General features: G+C 68.0%; 15 protein-coding genes and 1 pseudogene. 2 read left to right on the top strand and 14 right to left on the bottom strand.

The window, feature by feature from the left end:
* Positions 1–43: 43 nt before the first annotated feature.
* Both malQ and AC2JAJ_RS05740 read right to left on the bottom strand, forming a co-directional pair.
* On the bottom strand, positions 44–2,245 hold the full coding sequence (malQ, locus tag AC2JAJ_RS05735) for a 4-alpha-glucanotransferase (protein ID WP_486416551.1): 2,202 nt from the start codon (positions 2,243–2,245) through the stop codon (positions 44–46).
* A gap of 241 nt (positions 2,246–2,486) precedes the next feature.
* Positions 2,487–3,221 (bottom strand): GAF and ANTAR domain-containing protein, encoded by a 735-nt coding sequence (locus tag AC2JAJ_RS05740; protein WP_486416550.1) that lies wholly within the window; start codon positions 3,219–3,221, stop codon positions 2,487–2,489.
* Positions 3,222–3,340: 119 nt separating this feature from the next.
* Between AC2JAJ_RS05740 and AC2JAJ_RS05745 the strand changes: the two genes are divergently transcribed.
* Together AC2JAJ_RS05745 and AC2JAJ_RS05750 are read left to right on the top strand one after the other, a co-directional pair.
* Positions 3,341–3,925, top strand: coding sequence for a DUF488 domain-containing protein (locus AC2JAJ_RS05745; protein WP_486416549.1), 585 nt, complete (start codon positions 3,341–3,343; stop codon positions 3,923–3,925).
* A 41-nt stretch (positions 3,926–3,966) separates the two neighbouring features.
* Positions 3,967–4,140 (top strand): annotated as a pseudogene (locus AC2JAJ_RS05750) (DUF3040 domain-containing protein); the annotation flags it as partial.
* Here AC2JAJ_RS05750 and AC2JAJ_RS05755 read toward each other — a convergent pair.
* The 12 genes from AC2JAJ_RS05755 to AC2JAJ_RS05810 form a co-directional block, all read right to left on the bottom strand.
* The gene (locus tag AC2JAJ_RS05755; RefSeq protein WP_486416548.1) at positions 4,096–5,268 is read right to left on the bottom strand and encodes a DMT family transporter; all 1,173 of its coding nucleotides are present in this window, start codon (positions 5,266–5,268) and stop codon (positions 4,096–4,098) included. The pseudogene AC2JAJ_RS05750 and the gene AC2JAJ_RS05755 sit on opposite strands and share 45 nt — an antisense overlap.
* A complete protein-coding gene (locus AC2JAJ_RS05760; protein WP_501053411.1) occupies positions 5,268–5,861 on the bottom strand; it encodes a TetR family transcriptional regulator in 594 nt (197 codons plus the stop codon). Before AC2JAJ_RS05760 ends, AC2JAJ_RS05755 begins: the two co-directional genes overlap by 1 nt.
* Before the next feature lie 107 nt (positions 5,862–5,968).
* A complete protein-coding gene (locus AC2JAJ_RS05765) occupies positions 5,969–6,517 on the bottom strand; it encodes a gluconokinase (RefSeq protein ID WP_486416547.1) in 549 nt (182 codons plus the stop codon).
* On the bottom strand, positions 6,514–7,587 hold the full coding sequence (locus tag AC2JAJ_RS05770; protein WP_486416546.1) for an L-idonate 5-dehydrogenase: 1,074 nt from the start codon (positions 7,585–7,587) through the stop codon (positions 6,514–6,516). Before AC2JAJ_RS05770 ends, AC2JAJ_RS05765 begins: the two co-directional genes overlap by 4 nt.
* Entirely contained in the window at positions 7,587–8,357 is a 771-nt protein-coding gene (locus AC2JAJ_RS05775) for an SDR family oxidoreductase (protein WP_486416545.1), read from the bottom strand. Before AC2JAJ_RS05775 ends, AC2JAJ_RS05770 begins: the two co-directional genes overlap by 1 nt.
* Positions 8,354–9,322: an NAD(P)-dependent oxidoreductase gene (locus AC2JAJ_RS05780; protein WP_501053412.1), complete on the bottom strand. Its 969-nt coding sequence runs from the start codon at positions 9,320–9,322 to the stop codon at positions 8,354–8,356. The genes AC2JAJ_RS05775 and AC2JAJ_RS05780 overlap by 4 nt, the downstream gene beginning before the upstream one ends.
* A gap of 64 nt (positions 9,323–9,386) precedes the next feature.
* The gene (locus AC2JAJ_RS05785) at positions 9,387–10,145 is read right to left on the bottom strand and encodes an SDR family oxidoreductase (protein ID WP_486416544.1); all 759 of its coding nucleotides are present in this window, start codon (positions 10,143–10,145) and stop codon (positions 9,387–9,389) included.
* A 60-nt stretch (positions 10,146–10,205) separates the two neighbouring features.
* On the bottom strand, positions 10,206–11,546 hold the full coding sequence (locus AC2JAJ_RS05790; RefSeq protein ID WP_486416543.1) for an MFS transporter: 1,341 nt from the start codon (positions 11,544–11,546) through the stop codon (positions 10,206–10,208).
* Between the two features lie 55 nt (positions 11,547–11,601).
* Positions 11,602–12,609: a 5-oxoprolinase subunit C family protein gene (locus AC2JAJ_RS05795; RefSeq protein WP_486416542.1), complete on the bottom strand. Its 1,008-nt coding sequence runs from the start codon at positions 12,607–12,609 to the stop codon at positions 11,602–11,604.
* On the bottom strand, positions 12,606–13,337 hold the full coding sequence (locus tag AC2JAJ_RS05800; RefSeq protein ID WP_473694815.1) for a 5-oxoprolinase subunit B family protein: 732 nt from the start codon (positions 13,335–13,337) through the stop codon (positions 12,606–12,608). Before AC2JAJ_RS05800 ends, AC2JAJ_RS05795 begins: the two co-directional genes overlap by 4 nt.
* A 1-nt stretch (position 13,338) precedes the next feature.
* Positions 13,339–14,127: a LamB/YcsF family protein gene (locus AC2JAJ_RS05805; protein ID WP_486416541.1), complete on the bottom strand. Its 789-nt coding sequence runs from the start codon at positions 14,125–14,127 to the stop codon at positions 13,339–13,341.
* A 285-nt stretch (positions 14,128–14,412) separates the two neighbouring features.
* The gene (locus AC2JAJ_RS05810; RefSeq protein WP_486416540.1) at positions 14,413–15,228 is read right to left on the bottom strand and encodes an ABC transporter permease; all 816 of its coding nucleotides are present in this window, start codon (positions 15,226–15,228) and stop codon (positions 14,413–14,415) included.

The following is a 15,228-nucleotide window of genomic DNA, read 5'->3' on the forward strand; positions in this document are numbered from 1 at the left end:
GGGCCGCGTTGCTTGTGTGCCGCGTTGCTTGTGTAGAGTCCCGTTACTGGCCGTGCATGGCACGCTCCACCGCCGCGAGCAGCGCATTGAACCGCCCGTTGGCGGGAAGGTCGTCAAGGTACACGGGTTTGCCGTCCGGGCCGCCCAAGGGCACCTGCCAGTTTGGATAAAGGGCCGCGGTGGTTCCGGGCTGGTTCTGGACCCGCCGCTCCCCCACCGCATCCACCAGTGCCACGCCCAGGAGCACCGACGGCGCCTGCGCCAGCAGCAGGTGCAGGGCTTCGATGGTGTGTTCCTCCCCGTCGGCTGCCCCTCCAGCCAGGTAACCGCGCTCGCGCAGGAGGGCGAACATCTTCTCCAAGGATGCATTGTGCTCAGCCCGCTCTTCCGCCTCGGACCGTTCCAGCAGGCCCAACCGGCTCCGCAGTGCGACATGGTCCCCGGCGAGGTAGCCGGCGGTGGGCGGCAGGTCGTGGGTGTTGACGCTGGCGAGCGCCTGTGTGCGGTACTTCTCCGGCGCAAGGGGCGAATCGCCGTCGTACTCAAACCAGAGGATGGACGTTCCCAGGATGCCGCGCGCGGCAAGGTAGTCCCGCACCCACGGCTCGAAGGTGCCCAGGTCCTCCCCGATGACCACCGCGCCGGCGCGGTGCGCCTCGAGGGCGAGGATGCCGATCAGGGCCTCGTGGTCGTAGCGGACGTAGGCGCCGTCGCCGGGGGCGTTCCCGGCGGGGATCCACCAGAGCCGGAACAGGCCCAGGATGTGGTCCACGCGGATGCCGCCGGCGTGCCGCAGCACCGTGGCCAGCATGTCGCGGAACGGTGCGTAGCCGGCCTCGGCCAGGCGGGTGGGGTGCCATGGCGGCTGACCCCAGTCCTGGCCCTGCTGGTTGTACATGTCCGGCGGCGCGCCCACGCTGGTGGCCGGGGCCAGCACGCTGCGCAGCGTCCAGGCGTCGGCGCTGCTGTGGTCAACCCCCACTGCGAGGTCGTGCACCACGCCAAGGCGCATCCCGGAGCGCAGTGCGGCGTGCTGGGCGTATTCAAGCTGCTCGTCGCAGATCCACTGCAGCCACCGGTGGAACCCGATCCTGTCCGCCAGCTTCTCCCGGAGCGCCTCCGCCTCCCGGGTGCCAATCGCGCAGGCCGGGTCGGTCCACAGGGGATCGCCAGGGGCAAGGTCTTCACGGATGGCGGACCACAGCGCGAAGTCGTCCAGCCCCTTGCCGGAAATCCGGCAGAACTCGTCGAAGGCGGCCTGCCGGGCCGGGGAACGCCGTGTGTGGTAAAGCATCTCGAGCGCCTGGAGCTTGGCGGCGTAAACGGCGTCCCGGTCCAGCCGTCCGCCCTCCTTGTTCAGCACGGCCACTTCGGCGTGGAGCTTTTCCAGCGCTGCCCGCTTGCGTGGGCGGAGGTAGGCGAGCTCGGGAACGGCCTCGATGCGGATGTACAGCGGATTGAAGAACCGGCGCGTGGAGGGCGAGTAAGGCGAGGGCTGGACCGGCGGAACCGGCTCCGCCGCATGCAGCGGGTTGACCAGCACGTAGTCGGCGCCGCGCGCCCCGCTGATCGCTGCCAGGTCCGCAAGGTCGGCGAAATCCCCGATGCCCCACGAGCGTTTGGACCGGACCGAATACAGCTGCGTGGCGAGCCCCCAGCCCCGGCGTTCCTCCAGCGGTTTGGCTGTTGCCAACCGCGCCGGCGTCACCACCAGGGCGGCGGTGGCTGCGGCACCCTCCGACTCCGCGTGCAGGCTATGCCAGCCCAAGGGCAGGTCCTGCGGAAGGGAAAAGGTGGCTCTTCCGGTGGAGACGCCGTCGACCTCCCTGGGCTGCACCCAGATGTCCTGCTGGACTGCCTCCCGTGATCCCGCTCCCCCTTCGAGGGTGACAGTCAGGCTGGCGGTGGCCCCGTCCCGCACATGGACCGGCACCTGCGCCGGCTCACCCTGCTGGATGACGACGGCGGGCGGCAGCATCCGGCGCCACGGCGCCAGTTCCGCCTCCGCCAAGGCTGCCTCGATCTCGCTGTTGGTGCGCGCCTCGACGCCCAGGGCAGCGAGCACCTTGACCAGCGTCTCCTCCGCCACGGAATGCGGCAGCCCGTCCCAGCCTTGGAAGGAGGTGCCCACCCCGTACGCGTCCGCCAGCTGCTGCAGCAGGTGCGGATCCAGGGGCTCATGGGCGGCAGGAGGGTCTGCGGGCACTTCCGGTCGTGATGCGTGCTGCTGATCTGTTGCCGTCATGGGTGTCCGCCTCGTTCGTCTGTGATGGTCCCGAAACTTACAGTGCTGCCTGCTGCACAGCGGGCGCCACCCCAGTGCACAGCCGTTGGTTCAGATTATTGCAGGGCGCCGCCGGGGTGAAACCCGGACGGGACGCCACGGTCTCCCGTCCCCGCGGTGTCCCGTTCCCGCGAACCGCGTCCCGGCTGTGCGCCGAACCTATCAAGCCCGGAGGAATGGCCCGAGGTTCCCGGGCGGCGGCTCAGGGATCGAAGTGCGTGTTCACCGTTCCGTTGCTGACCCGGCCAAGGACGTCACCCGCCAGGTCCCGCAGTTTCTGGTTCCGGTGGCTCGACGCCTTGGTCAGCAGGGCCATCGCTTCGTCCTGGGTGCACCGGTTCTGCGCCATGATCACCCCGCAGGCGAGGTCGATCGTGGTGCGGCTCTGCATGGCGGCCCGAAGATCGTCCGCCAGGTTCTGGGCATCCGCGATCCTCAGGGCCAACCGCAACGCACGGCCGGCCAGATGCGCGAACCCTTCGGCCCGGGTGACCACCGCCGGAGCATAGACGTTCGGTTCCGAGGAAAAGAAGTTCAGTGCGGCGGACTGGTTCTCGTCCAGTGCCAGCGGAACGCCCAGCACGCTCCGGCAGCCGTTGTCGGCCAGCACTTTCTGGTACTCCGGCCAGCGGGTGTCAGTGGCCACATCCCCCAGGACCACCGGCGTCATGCTCTCCAGGGAGGCAATGCAGGGCCCGTCCCCGAGGGCCTGTTCCAGCTTGTCCAGCATCGCGGCGCGTTCGCTGCTGCCCGCGATGGTGGCGGTGCGTTTGCGTCGTTGAAGGGTCACCCCGCACTCGATGAACACGCCCGAGGCGTCGCTGAGCGTGGACGCCGCCACCATGGACAGCTCCGTCAGGAACCCACCCACGTTCGTGCTGCCAATGATGAGGTCGTGCAGTTGGACGAACTCGTCGTCGCTAGCGGGGGTGGCCATGCCCCAATATATGCGAGATCGCCGGGCCGCCGCGCGCCACAAAACGTCATCCCCGCGATGCAGGGTTACTCCGTGCGACGTGGCACCATGAATTTCGGCACGCGCCTAACATGGCTTTGATGAAGGCCCTGTTCACGGTAGGTCACGGCACGTCCTCCCGGGAGGAGTTCACGGCGCTGCTCACCGCGGCGGGCGTGGCGTCCCTGGTGGACGTCCGGATCGCTCCCGGCAGCCGCAAGTATCCGCATTTCGGCAAGGACAGCATGGCCGAGTGGCTCCCGGCCGCCGGCATCAGCTACCGCTGGGAACGCCGGCTGGGCGGTTTCCGCAAGCTTCCACCCGACTCCCCTGACACGGCGCTGCGCAACGACTCGTTCCGGGCGTACGCGGGCTACATGCGCTCGCCCGGGTTCGCGGCCGCCGTGGCCGGGCTGCTGGCGGAGGCGCAGGACCAGCAGACCGCCATCATGTGCAGCGAAACCGTTTGGTGGCGGTGCCACCGCCGACTCATCGCAGACCATTGCCTGCTCCTTGCGGACACTCCGGTGGAGCACCTGATGCCGCCGGCCAAGCGGACCCCGCACGTCCCCACGAAGGGTGTCCGGGTCATGGGCAACGAGCTGCGGTATGACGTCCCGGACGGGCAGCAGCCAGGCGCACCCGGGACCCTTGACTCTGCGCGGGAACGCTCCTACGGTCAATAGCGATAGCCGCGTCTCATGGAATCCAGGGGCATGCAATGCCAATGTCCGAAGAAGAGCGGAGGCTGCTCAAGGAGCTGGAGCTGGGACTGATCGCGGACGATCCCCACCTGGCCATGGAGCTGCTCTCCGGTTACCCTGCCCGCCGCATTCCGGCGGGGCTCATAGCCGGGTCACTTGTTTGCCTGCTCGCGCTCGCGATCGTCGTGGCGGGCCTCGGCAGCCAGGAGGTGGTCGCCGTCGTGGTGGGTTTCCTGCTGCTGGCGCTGGGCGGGTGCCTCCTGCTCAACCGCCCCTTCCCGGGCCGGAGCGGACGGCAACAGCCCACCGGCTGACTCAACCGTCCGCCGGGGCTGGCTGAGCGGGCTGAGGATAAACAGGCTTCCAAGAACGACGGCGGCGCCAAGCCACCCAAGTGCCGGAAGCCGCTCCCCCACCACCAGCACCGCAAGGGCGGCCGCCACCACCGTTTCGAGCAGGGAGATGCCGGTGGCCGTGCTCGCCCGGATCCGCGCCAGCCCCCAACCGAACAACAGATACCCGGCGAACATGGGCACCACCGCCATGTACGCCCCCACCGAGGCGTTGGTCCACGAGGCGAGCAGCGGGGCGCCGGTGAAGGCGAGGACGGGCATCAACAGCAGCCCGCCGAGCCCGAACACGCTCCCCATCGCGGCCCGTGAAGTAACGCCGCCGGCAATCAGGCGGTGCGCGCCCCACGAATAGAGCGCATAGGTTCCGCCAGCCACCAGGCCCAGGGCGATGCCGGCCGTGGAGGCCCATTGGGTGGCCGATTCGGCGGCGGATGTGCCGCCATCGGCTACGGCGCCGTGTCCCGCAGTGATGGGTCCCGCAGAGCTGGGTCCTGCCAGGCTGTGTCCGGCAAAGGACAGCAGTGCCGCGCCGCCGATGCCCAGGACAGCGCCGACAGTCCACCGGCCCGTCAGCGGCTTGTGGTCGGCAAACCGTTCGATGAGCGCGGCCGCCACTGGAGCGGACCCGATGGAAACGACCGTCCCCACTGCCACGCCGGAGAGGTGCATGGAACTGTAGAAGGCCAGCGGATAGACGGCCACGGCCGCGGCCGCCGGCAACACCAGGCGCCAACGCTGCCTGATTCCGCGCCACTGCAGCCTGATCAACCGCGCCGCCAGCGCTGCCTGGAGAAGCCCACCGATGCCCATGGCGACGGCGCCGATGGCCAGCGGACTTACAGATGGGGCGAACGTGGCCGCGGTGCCCGTGGTTCCCCACAGGACGGACGCGGCGACGACGAACAGGGCGCCCCAGAGCGGCCCATTGGAGCTGCCGACGGCCGCGGGGTTTCCGGTTTTAGCCCTTGCCATTACAGGGCTGCCAGGATCTGCCCGGCGATCAGCCTGGCGTCCTGCAGGCATTTGTCCCCGCCGTCCAAGCCGGCGCGCGCCATGGCCCCCTCGAGCAGGAAGGAAAGGTGCCGGGCCGTGATGTCTGCACGTTCCGGCTCGTCCGGCAGCAGTTCGTGGACTGGCTGTGCCAGCAGTTCCTCGACCTCTTCCTTGTGCTTGCGCACCGCCAGCCGCCCGGCGTTGCCCACCGGCAGTTCGGCTGCGGCGTTAAGGAGCCCGCATCCCCGGAACCCGTGCTCGTAGGCAAAGTTGGCGTGGTCCCGGTAGGCGTCGAAGACGGCCAGCACCCGGTCCCCGGGAGTTGCTGCGGTGTCCACCCTTTTCCGGTACAGGGCCAGCCACTCCTCGTGCCGGGCTTCGAGGTACGCCGCCACCAGCTCCGCCTTGGACGAGAAGTTGTTGTAGAGGCTCTTTTTCGCCACGCCCGCCGCAGCGGTGATGGTGTCGATGCCCGTCGCGGCAACTCCCTGCGCGTAGAACAGGCGTGCCGCGGCCGCCAGCAGCAGCTCGCGCGCGGGTCGGCGGAAGGGACCTGCATCAGTAGTGGGCATGGACTGCTCCTTGGGTAGGTAGACCAGTCTACCTACCCAAGGGAGCTTTCCGCGCTTAAAAGGAGGCTTTTCCTTCTGCGGATTCCGGGCGGGGTCGCGCAGCGTTCCTATGGCGCCGCAGGATTGCGGACAGCTCCCGCGCGCACCTCAAGCGCCTGGACGACCGTCTCGACGAGCGCGCCGGGTTCCAGCGAGATGTCGGCCAGCACGTGCGCTTCGTCCGGTCCCAGCCCCTCGAGCGTGGCGAGCTGGGACTCAAGCAGGGTGCGCGGCATAAACTCGTGGGCCCTGGCGTCCATCCGGGCAGCGATCGTGGCAGCGCTGCCGCTGAGGTGGATGAACACCACCTCAGGGGCGCTGCTGCGCAGGAGGTCCCGGTAGCTGCGCTTGAGCGCCGAACAGGCGACGACCGGCGGAACTGTCGTGCCGACGTCGTCATCTCCAGCAAGGAGCTCGCCGATCCGGACGAGCCAGGGCGCCCGGTCGTCGTCGGTGAGCGGAACGCCCGCGGCCATCTTCTCCTTGTTGGCCGCCGGGTGGAAATCGTCACCATCCAGGAATGGCATGCCCAGCCGCTCAGCCAGGAGGGCGCCCACCGTGGATTTGCCGCACCCCGAAACTCCCATGACCACCAGCGGGGGCATCCGCCCGCTCACTGGTCCGGCCCTTCACCGTCAAAGTTGAGCAGGACCTTGCCGGACGTGGTGGAGTCCTTGGCCACTTCGAACGCATGTAGGGCGTCGGCCAGCGGAAATTCGTGCGTGATGACGGGCTCAATGTCCAGGGATCCGTCGGCGAGCGCGGCGATCACGTCGTCGATCTCATCGTTGAAACGGAACGAGCCCTTGAGCTCGAGTTCGCGGGTGATGGCCAGCGAGATGGGCACGGGCTGCATCCCCGTGGGGAGCAGGCCGACCATGACCACGGTGCCGCCGCGGACGGCGCCGCGGACGGCGGAGGCCAGGCCGTGGTGGTTTCCGGAGGATTCGATCACGACGTCGGCCTCGACAGCCTCGATCGCTGCCGTGTCAGCGGCATTGATCACCTGGTCGGCGCCAACGGCCGCAGCGATTTCCAGCGGTTTGGCATGCAGGTCCACCGCGGTGATCCGGGCAGCACCGCCGCGCTTGAGCACGGCGACGGCCAGCGCACCGATGGGTCCGGAGCCAATCACCAGGGCGGACTTGCCCTTGATGTCGCCGGCCCGGGACACTGCATGCCACGCCACGGAGGCGGGTTCGATCAGGGCGGCGGCGCGCAGGTCGATGCTGTCCGGCAGTGGCCGGAGCATCCGCACGGGCAGGTTCACGTAGCGGCTGAACGCTCCGTCCGTGTGCGGGTAGCGGGCCGCGCTGCCCAGGTAAGTGCAGCCCGGCGAGAGGTTGGGCCGGTCCGCAGGGTATTTCGCGGCGCCGGGGCCCGGAGTGGCGGGATGGACGGCGACCGCGGTCCCGGCCTGCGGGCCTGCACCGCCGGCTGCAGGGCGCACCACGACCCCCGAAACTTCATGGCCGAGGACCAGCGGCGCCTTCAGGATGGACTCCCCCGCCGCGCCGTGCAGCCAGTAATGCAGGTCGGAGCCACAGATCCCGCCGTAGCGCACCTCCACCACCGCCTCATCGGCGGCAGGCCGGGCCAGCGGGATGTCATCGATACGCAGGTCACCGGCGGCGTGCGCCACCAGGGCCGGACCCGAAGCGGGAAGGGATTCAGAATCCAGGGACATCAGACCACCACCGTCATTCCGCCGTCGATAAAGATCGTCTGGCCGTTCACGAAGTCGGAACCGCTGGAGGCCAGCCACACCACCGGGCCGGCCAGGTCCTGCGGGGTGCCCCAGCGGTTGGCCGGGGTGCGGCCCAGGATCCAGGAATTGAACTGCTCGTCATCCACCAGGTTCTGGGTCATCTCGGTATGGATGTACCCGGGCGCGATGCCGTTGATCTGCAGGCCGGAGGCAGCCCACTCGGCCGTCATGGCGCGCGTGAGGTTGCGCAGGCCGCCCTTGGCCGCAACGTACGGGGCGATGGTGGGCCGGGCCAGGTCCGTCTGGACAGAGCAGATGTTGATGATCTTGCCGCGGCCGCGTGGAATCATGTGCCGGGCGGCTTCCCGGCCCACCAGGAATGCGCTGGTGAGGTCCGTGGAAATCACCCGCTCCCAGTCGGCCACGTCCAGGTCCAGCATGGGAACCCGGTGCTGGATGCCGGCGTTGTTGACCAGGATGTCCAGCGGACCGACGTTTTCCTCGATCCAGGAGATGCTGCGGGCGGCGGCATCGCCGTCGGTGACGTCGAAGGCGACGCTGGCGATGCGTCCGGGCGGGAAGTCGGCTGCGAGCGCCGTTTCGGCTTCCTTGAGCCGCTCCGGGTTGACACCATTGAGCACCACGGTGGCACCGGCCTCGGCCAGGGCCCGTGCCAGGGAGGAGCCGATGCCGCGGCTGGAACCGGTGACGAGGGCGACGCGGCCGGTCAGGTCGAACAGCGCGCTCATGCGGACGGCCCCTGGAATGGGCCCTGCTGGAACGGGCCCTCCTGGACAAGGTTCGCCGGGGTTTCGCCGGCGGCGAGGGCTTCGAGCTGGCGCTTCAGCAGTTTGAGGATCCGTGGTTCGAACGCGGAGGCGTTGCCGCCCACGTGCGGGGTGATCAAGGCATTGTCCGTGGACCACAGCGGATGTCCCTTGGGCAGCGGTTCGGGGTCCACCACGTCCAAGGCGCAGTGGAGCCGGCCGGAGACAACCTCCGCCGTGAGCGCCTCGGTGTCGATCACCGGGCCGCGTCCCACGTTGACCACCAGGGCGCCGTCGGGCAGGGCGGCAAGGACCTGCGCGTTGACCAGGTGCTCGGTTTCAGTGTTCAGCGGCAGGACGGAAACCAGGATGTCGTGGTCCGGGGCCAGGGCTTCCAGGTCCGCCGAGGAGTGCACCTGGCCGTGTTCATCGGTGCGGGGGGTGCTGCCCACGCGGGTGATGCCGACTTCGAAGGGTTCCAGCCTGCGGGCCAGTTCCTGCCCGATGCCGCCGACGCCCAGCAGCAGGACGCGCCGGTCGGCCAGCGACTGGCGTCGCTGTGGTGCCCAGTTTTCGGTCTGCTGGTCACGGACCGCCTGGTCGATGCCTCGCAGTTTGGCCAGGATGAGCCCCACGGCCAGCTCCGCGGTGGCGGCTGCGTGGACGCCCGAGGCGTTTGCCACTGCGGCGGCCGGCCCGGCCGCCTCGCGCACGCCGTCGTACCCTGTTGACTGGGTCTGGACGAACTTGAGGTCCGGGACCTTGTCCAGGTTCCCCAGCACGGCCCCGGCATTGATGTAGGGCAGGATGACGCCGTCGATGCTTCCGTGGGTCTCGTCCGGCGCCCCCTGCATGTCCCACACCACGCCGTGCAGTCCCTCGGGAAGCGGGGAGAGGCTGGCAAGGAGCTGGGGTTCGGGGAAACTGACGGTTTGTACTAGCTGCATCGGTAGGGGCCTAACGGTTGGTGGTGGGGGTTGGAGCTGCAGGCGGGCGGAACGTGGTGCTGGGTCAGTCTTCATCCCGACGGTCGAAGGTCAGGCCGCCGGGCACCTGGAAAGTGGGCATGAGCTCAAGCATGCCAACATTTACGTGGCGCGGGGTCTCGATGGCGTAATCGAGACCGTTGACGATGTCATCCGTGGTCAGCGACTCGTAGCCCTCGTAGTACGTCTTCCAGGCTTCTTCCATGGCCTCGGGGCTGCCGCCCATGTTCCGGCCGAAGATCTCTGTCTCCACCCGGCCGGGGCAGATTTCGGTGACGCGGATGCGCTTGCCCACGGTGTCGTTCCGGAGCTGCCGGGAGATCTGGTGCACGGCAGCCTTGGTGGCGTGGTAGACCGTGTGGCCGTAGAAGTTGTACAGGCCGGCGATGGAGCTGATGTTGACGATGTGGCCAAGGTCCCGCTCCACCATGCCCGGCAGCACCAGGCGGGTGAGCTGCAGCAGGCCGCGGAGGTTCACGTCCACCAGTTCGTCGATGTCCTGCTCGGAGGAGTCCAGGATGTTGCCCGGCCGGGAGACGCCGGCGCAGTTGACCAGGACGTCCACCTTCAGGTCTCGCACGACGTCGGCCAGCGCGGCCGTGTCGGTCAGGTCCACCACGTGCGGGACTGCTCCCGTGCGGTCCGCGAGTTCGGCGAGGCGGTCGGCGTTGCGGGCCACGGCATGGACGGTCAGGCCCCTTTTGCTGAGGCGTTCGGCGATGGCGGCGCCCATGCCGGTGGAGGCTCCGGTGACGAGGGCTGTGGTGTAGTCGGAAAAAGTCATGGGTATCTCCTGCGAGGCGCAGCGCGGCGCTGCACCGGTAGTTGAAGGTCTCGGGGAAAATCAGGCGTCGCGGAGCGGTTGGTGAGCCCGGTCCTTGACCGTGCTGACGGCGGCAAGGGTGCCCAGCGCGGTGATGACTGCATAGAAGGCGGGCATGTAGATGTTGTTGGTCTCCGCAATCAGCCAGGTCATCAGCAGCGGAGCCGTGCCGCCGAACAGTGCCGAGGAGATGTTGTAGCCCAGGCCGTAGGCCGAATAGCGGACGCGGGTGGGGAACAGCTCAACAATCAGGATGTGGATGACCGCGGTGTGGCCGGCGAAGACGACGGCCATGATGGATGCGCCGAGGATAGCCAGGCCCATGTTGCCGGTGGCGATGAGTGCGTAGGACGGGATGCCCAGGACGGCCATGGCGATGGCGGCGCCGGCAATGACCCTCTTGCGGCCCACACGGTCGGAAAGGGCGCCCATGAACGGGATGGCGATGCAGATGACCACCAGGCTGCAGGCCGTGACCAGCAGGGCCTCACCGATGGTGAAATTGAGCTGCTTGCCCTTCAGGAAGGTGGGCATGTAGGAGAACAGGACGTAGTAGCCGGAGCCGTTCATCAGCGGGATGAAGAGTGCCAGGAGCATGGCGCGGCGGTGCTCGGCCGAGGCGAACGCTTCCTTAAGCGGGTTCTTGGACAGCCCGCCTTCTTCCTTCAGCTTTTCAAAGTTGGGGGTGTCGCTGATGGCCTTGCGGATGTACCAGCCGATGATGCCCATGGGAATGGCGACCAGGAACGGAATGCGCCATGCGAACGCTCCGAAGCCGCCGCCGTCGATCGCTGCCTGGGTGAGCCACGGGGACATGGAGTAGGCAACCAGGGTGCCGGTGAGCAGTGCCGCGAAGGAGGCGATCTGGGCGTAGGAGGTGATGATGCCGCGCTTGCCTTCGGGTGCGTGTTCGGCGAGGAACGTCATGGCGCCGGCAGCTTCGCCGCCCACGGAGAAGCCCTGCAGCAGGCGGAGCAGCACCAGCAGGATGGGCGCCGCAATGCCGATCGCCGCATAAGGAGGCAGCAGGCCGATACCGGCCGTGGCCACACTGATCAGGAGGATGACGAAGACCAGCAGCTTTTGCCGTCCGATCCGGTCACCCAGGTATCCGCAGACGACGGCGCCGAGGGGGCGCACGAAGAAGGAAACGGCATAGCCGGCGAAGACGAACAGCAGGGCGTTGTCCGGGTTCCCGGGGGCGAGGAAGACGAGGGCAAGCGTTCCGGCCATGAAGGCGAAGATGCCGTTGTCATAGAGTTCCACGAAGATGCCGACGCAGCCGGCCGTGACAACCTTGCGGGTCTGCTTGCTGCTGAGCCGCTCTTGGTGCGGCTGGGCCGCATGCGTAGAGGTGGACATGGCTTTCCTTACTTAAGGTGATGGTAACAATGCTTTGGGGGTCCAGCGAGGGTTTCTAGGTTCCGGCGGCCGGCAAGGGCTGGCGCCGGCCCGGCTGGTTCCCGATGCCCAGGAATGAGAACACTGTGCCGACTTTGGAACGCAGTGTTTCCAGTTCCCTTAGCGCCGCCCGGTGTTTCGCTGTTGCTTCGGTGACAGAGGTTCTGCGGAAGCTGATTTTGTGGCCCGGCCGGGCCTGGGCCAGCACGTCCAGGGAGCGGCTGGTGACCACTGCCAGGACGGGGTAGCCGGCGGTGACTCCGCGGCCACGGTGCAGCACCAGGAGCTCTTCCCGGGAGGGCACCTCCACGGCGCCTACCGGGACGCCCCGGGACAGCACCTCCGCAGTGGACTGGCGTTCCGGAAGTGCCCCGCCCAGCCGCAGCCCGATGTGGTTGCTCCGGCCGCTGACCGTGTACTCGGTGTTGTAGAGCAGTTCGGCGGTGTCGCCGAATTCCTCCACATCGGGCCCATCCGTCACCTCCACCACTGCGGTGCTGTGGAATTCCGGCCGGGTGAGGCCCAGTCGGAAAAGCGGGAGGTCGAAGTACGGCTGGCGGATGGGCGGGACAGAGCGGGAGGTCTTCAGTTCGGTACCTTCGGCGAGCCGGAGTCCGAATCCGACGACGGTGTCCGGCGCGCAGCTGCCCAGGAGCAGCGGGGCGTCGACCGAGCCGTGGACGGCGATATAGGCCCGGAGGCCGCCGTGCATGCGGCGCAGCGCTATGGTTTCACCCGCCTGCACGGATACCGGCTCCCACTGCTGGCACTCGCGCCCGCCCACGGTGAGGCGCAGCGGTGCGCCGGTGACGGCGATGAGGAGGTCCGTGGTGGCCCGCATGCGGAAGTCCAGTGCGGTGACTTCCAGCAGCGGGGCATCGTCACCATTGCCGGCCAGGATGTTGGCGGCGCGGGCTGAAAACTGGTCCAGGGCTCCGTTGACCGGCAGGCCGAACCGGGGTCCGCGGAAGCGCCCCAGGTCCGTGACCACGGAGTTGCCTGGCTGCTGGATCACCAGGCTCATCGAATTGCCTCCAGCTTGCGGCCTTCGTACTGTGCGAAGTCTTTGGGATGGATCTGGAGGAACCGCAGTGCGTCGCCGGGGACGTAGGGAACCAGCGGTTCGCTGCCGGCGTCGAGCACGGTCAGCGGGGTCTGGCCGATGACGCACCAGCCGCCAGGTGCCATGGCCGGAGCAATGACTGCCTGCCGTCCGGCCACTGACACGGCACCGGCAGGCACCGACAGGCGGGGGTCCTTCAAGCGGGGCACCGGGAACGGGAAATCCGGGCCGTCCATCATGGGCGAGCCGGCCGGGGCGCCCAGGCAGCGAATGACGTAGGCCTTGGTGGTGTGAAGCTGGATGACTTCATCAACGGAGAGCTGCTGCTGTTCGGCAACGCGCTCCAGGTCCGGGCCGTACTCGCCGCCGTAAACCACGGGGACCAGGAATTCGCGGGGGGCCCGGGCAGGGACGCCTGCAAATTCGAGCTGGCGCAGGCCCAGGAGGACGAAAGCCCGCACCTGGCGCGCCGAGGTGACGGCGGGGTCGAACTCGACCAGCAGCGAATCGTAGGTGGGCACCGCCCCGTGGACGCCGTCGGCACCGGCATTGTCCAGCCATGCGGCGAGGGCGTGGACGGTGGCCCAGTTGGCCTCCCTGTCCGGGGAGGAAGCGACGACCCGCAGGGCTGCGTCGCCGGATTCGAACACCTCCACGGGAGGCTGCGCTGCGGTTGGATGGGCGGTCATGTCAGGCGGCTTTCGCTTTGGCGGCCAGGACCTGGCCGAGCGGGGCAATGGTGACGCCGGCGCGTTCCAGTTCCGCACGGACCCGGCGGGCCAGCTGGACGGCACCCGGGGTGTCACCGTGGAGCAGGATGGTGTCGGCAGCGATGGGAAGGTCTGTTCCGGCGACTGTTTCAATGACGCCTTCGCAGACCATACGGATGGTGCGTTCCACGATGACTGAGGGATCGTGGATGACGGCGCCCGGCTGGCTGCGCGGCACCAGGGTGCCGTCAGCCTGGTAGGCGCGGTCCGCGATCCCCACAATGCCGACGGGGAGGTGTCGGGCTGCGGCAGCGTCGGCGAGTTCGCCGTCCTGGGCCAGGACGATGAGGTCCGGATTGATGCGGGCGGCGGTGTCGGCCACGGCCCCGGCGTAGTCCGGCCGGGTGGCAACGAGATTGCCGAGGCGGCCGTGCGGTGCAAGGTGGACGACGCCGGCGCCGTGGTAGGCAGCGAAAGCGCTCAGGGCACCGAACTGGTAAAGGAGGTCGTGACGGACTTCGTCTGCGGTAAGGTCCATGGCCCGGCGGCCAAAGCCCCGCAGGTCCGGGAAGCTGGGGTGGGCCCCGATGCTGACGCCGCGGCGTACACATTCAGCAACGGTGGCGTTCATAATGTCCGGATCTCCGGCATGGAAGCCGCAGGCGATGTTGGCGCTGGACACCACTTCGAGCAGGGCCGCGTCGTCGCCCATCGAGTAGGCGCCGAAGCCTTCTCCGAGATCTGCCACGAGATCGACCATGGGTCCCATGTGAGCCCTCCTTGGGGGGTATTGGCACAGCGCTGGCAACAGGGCACAGTGGCTGCTGCCGGAAAGCGGAAGTGGGGGGACGGGCTTCCAGGGCCTGCGTCCCATGCCCGGATTTCCGGGCTTGTAGAAAAAGTCTGACACCGGGACTTTGATCACACAAAGACGTAATCGGTGTCACGGGATAGGTGCCGGTTATGACCCCTGCCTGTCCCGGACGCAGTCCTGCCCGGCCCGCTGTTGCGGGCCGGGCAGGACTGGTGCGTTGGGTTGTCTGTGGACGCAGCGTCAGCGGAGCGCTTTGCGCAGCCCCATGACGCGTTCCACCACCACCACCACGGCCAGCGAGATCAGGATAAGGATCACGGACAGGGCGGCGACCGCCGCATCCGCCGAGTTTTCCACGTAACGCAGCACCTGCACAGGCAGGGTCGGCAGGCCGGATTCGGCCACGAACAGCGAGATCACGGCTTCGTCGAAGGAGACAATGAAGGCAATGACTCCACCGGCGATCACGCCGGGTTGGATGATGGGCAGGGTCACACGCCGGAATACTGTCCACGACCCGGCGCCCAGGATCCGGGCGGCTGCTTCGCAGGACGTATCCGTGGTGGCCAGGCTCATCAGGGTGGTCCGGATGACGAACGGGATGGTGATGGCCACGTGTCCGATGCCTATCCCGGCGTAGGTGTTGGTCAGCTTCAATGGGCCGAAGAGCAGCACCATGCCCAAAGCCAGGACGATGCTGGGGATCAGCAGGGGCGACAGGAAGAACGACTGGACCGCGGCCTTGGCCTTGAACTCGAACCGGTCCAGAGCCAGGGCCGCAGGCACTCCGAGCGCCAGGACGATCAGCGTGACGATGACGGCAACGATCAGGCTGACCTTCATGCCCTCCATGAATGTGCCCTCCTGCGGCAGCATCCCATACCACTTCAGGGTGAACCCTTCCGGCGGGAAGGACAGGTACTGGTTGGCGGCGAACGACACCACGAACACAATCAGCAGCGGTGCCAGCAGGAACAGGTACAGCAGGAACACCAGGAGCCCGAATGCTGGTTTGGCGGGGTTGAAGCGCGGTTTGAATACCTTTGCCTCGCTCAT

The sequence above is a fragment of the Arthrobacter sp. MOO21 genome (assembly GCF_057369995.2).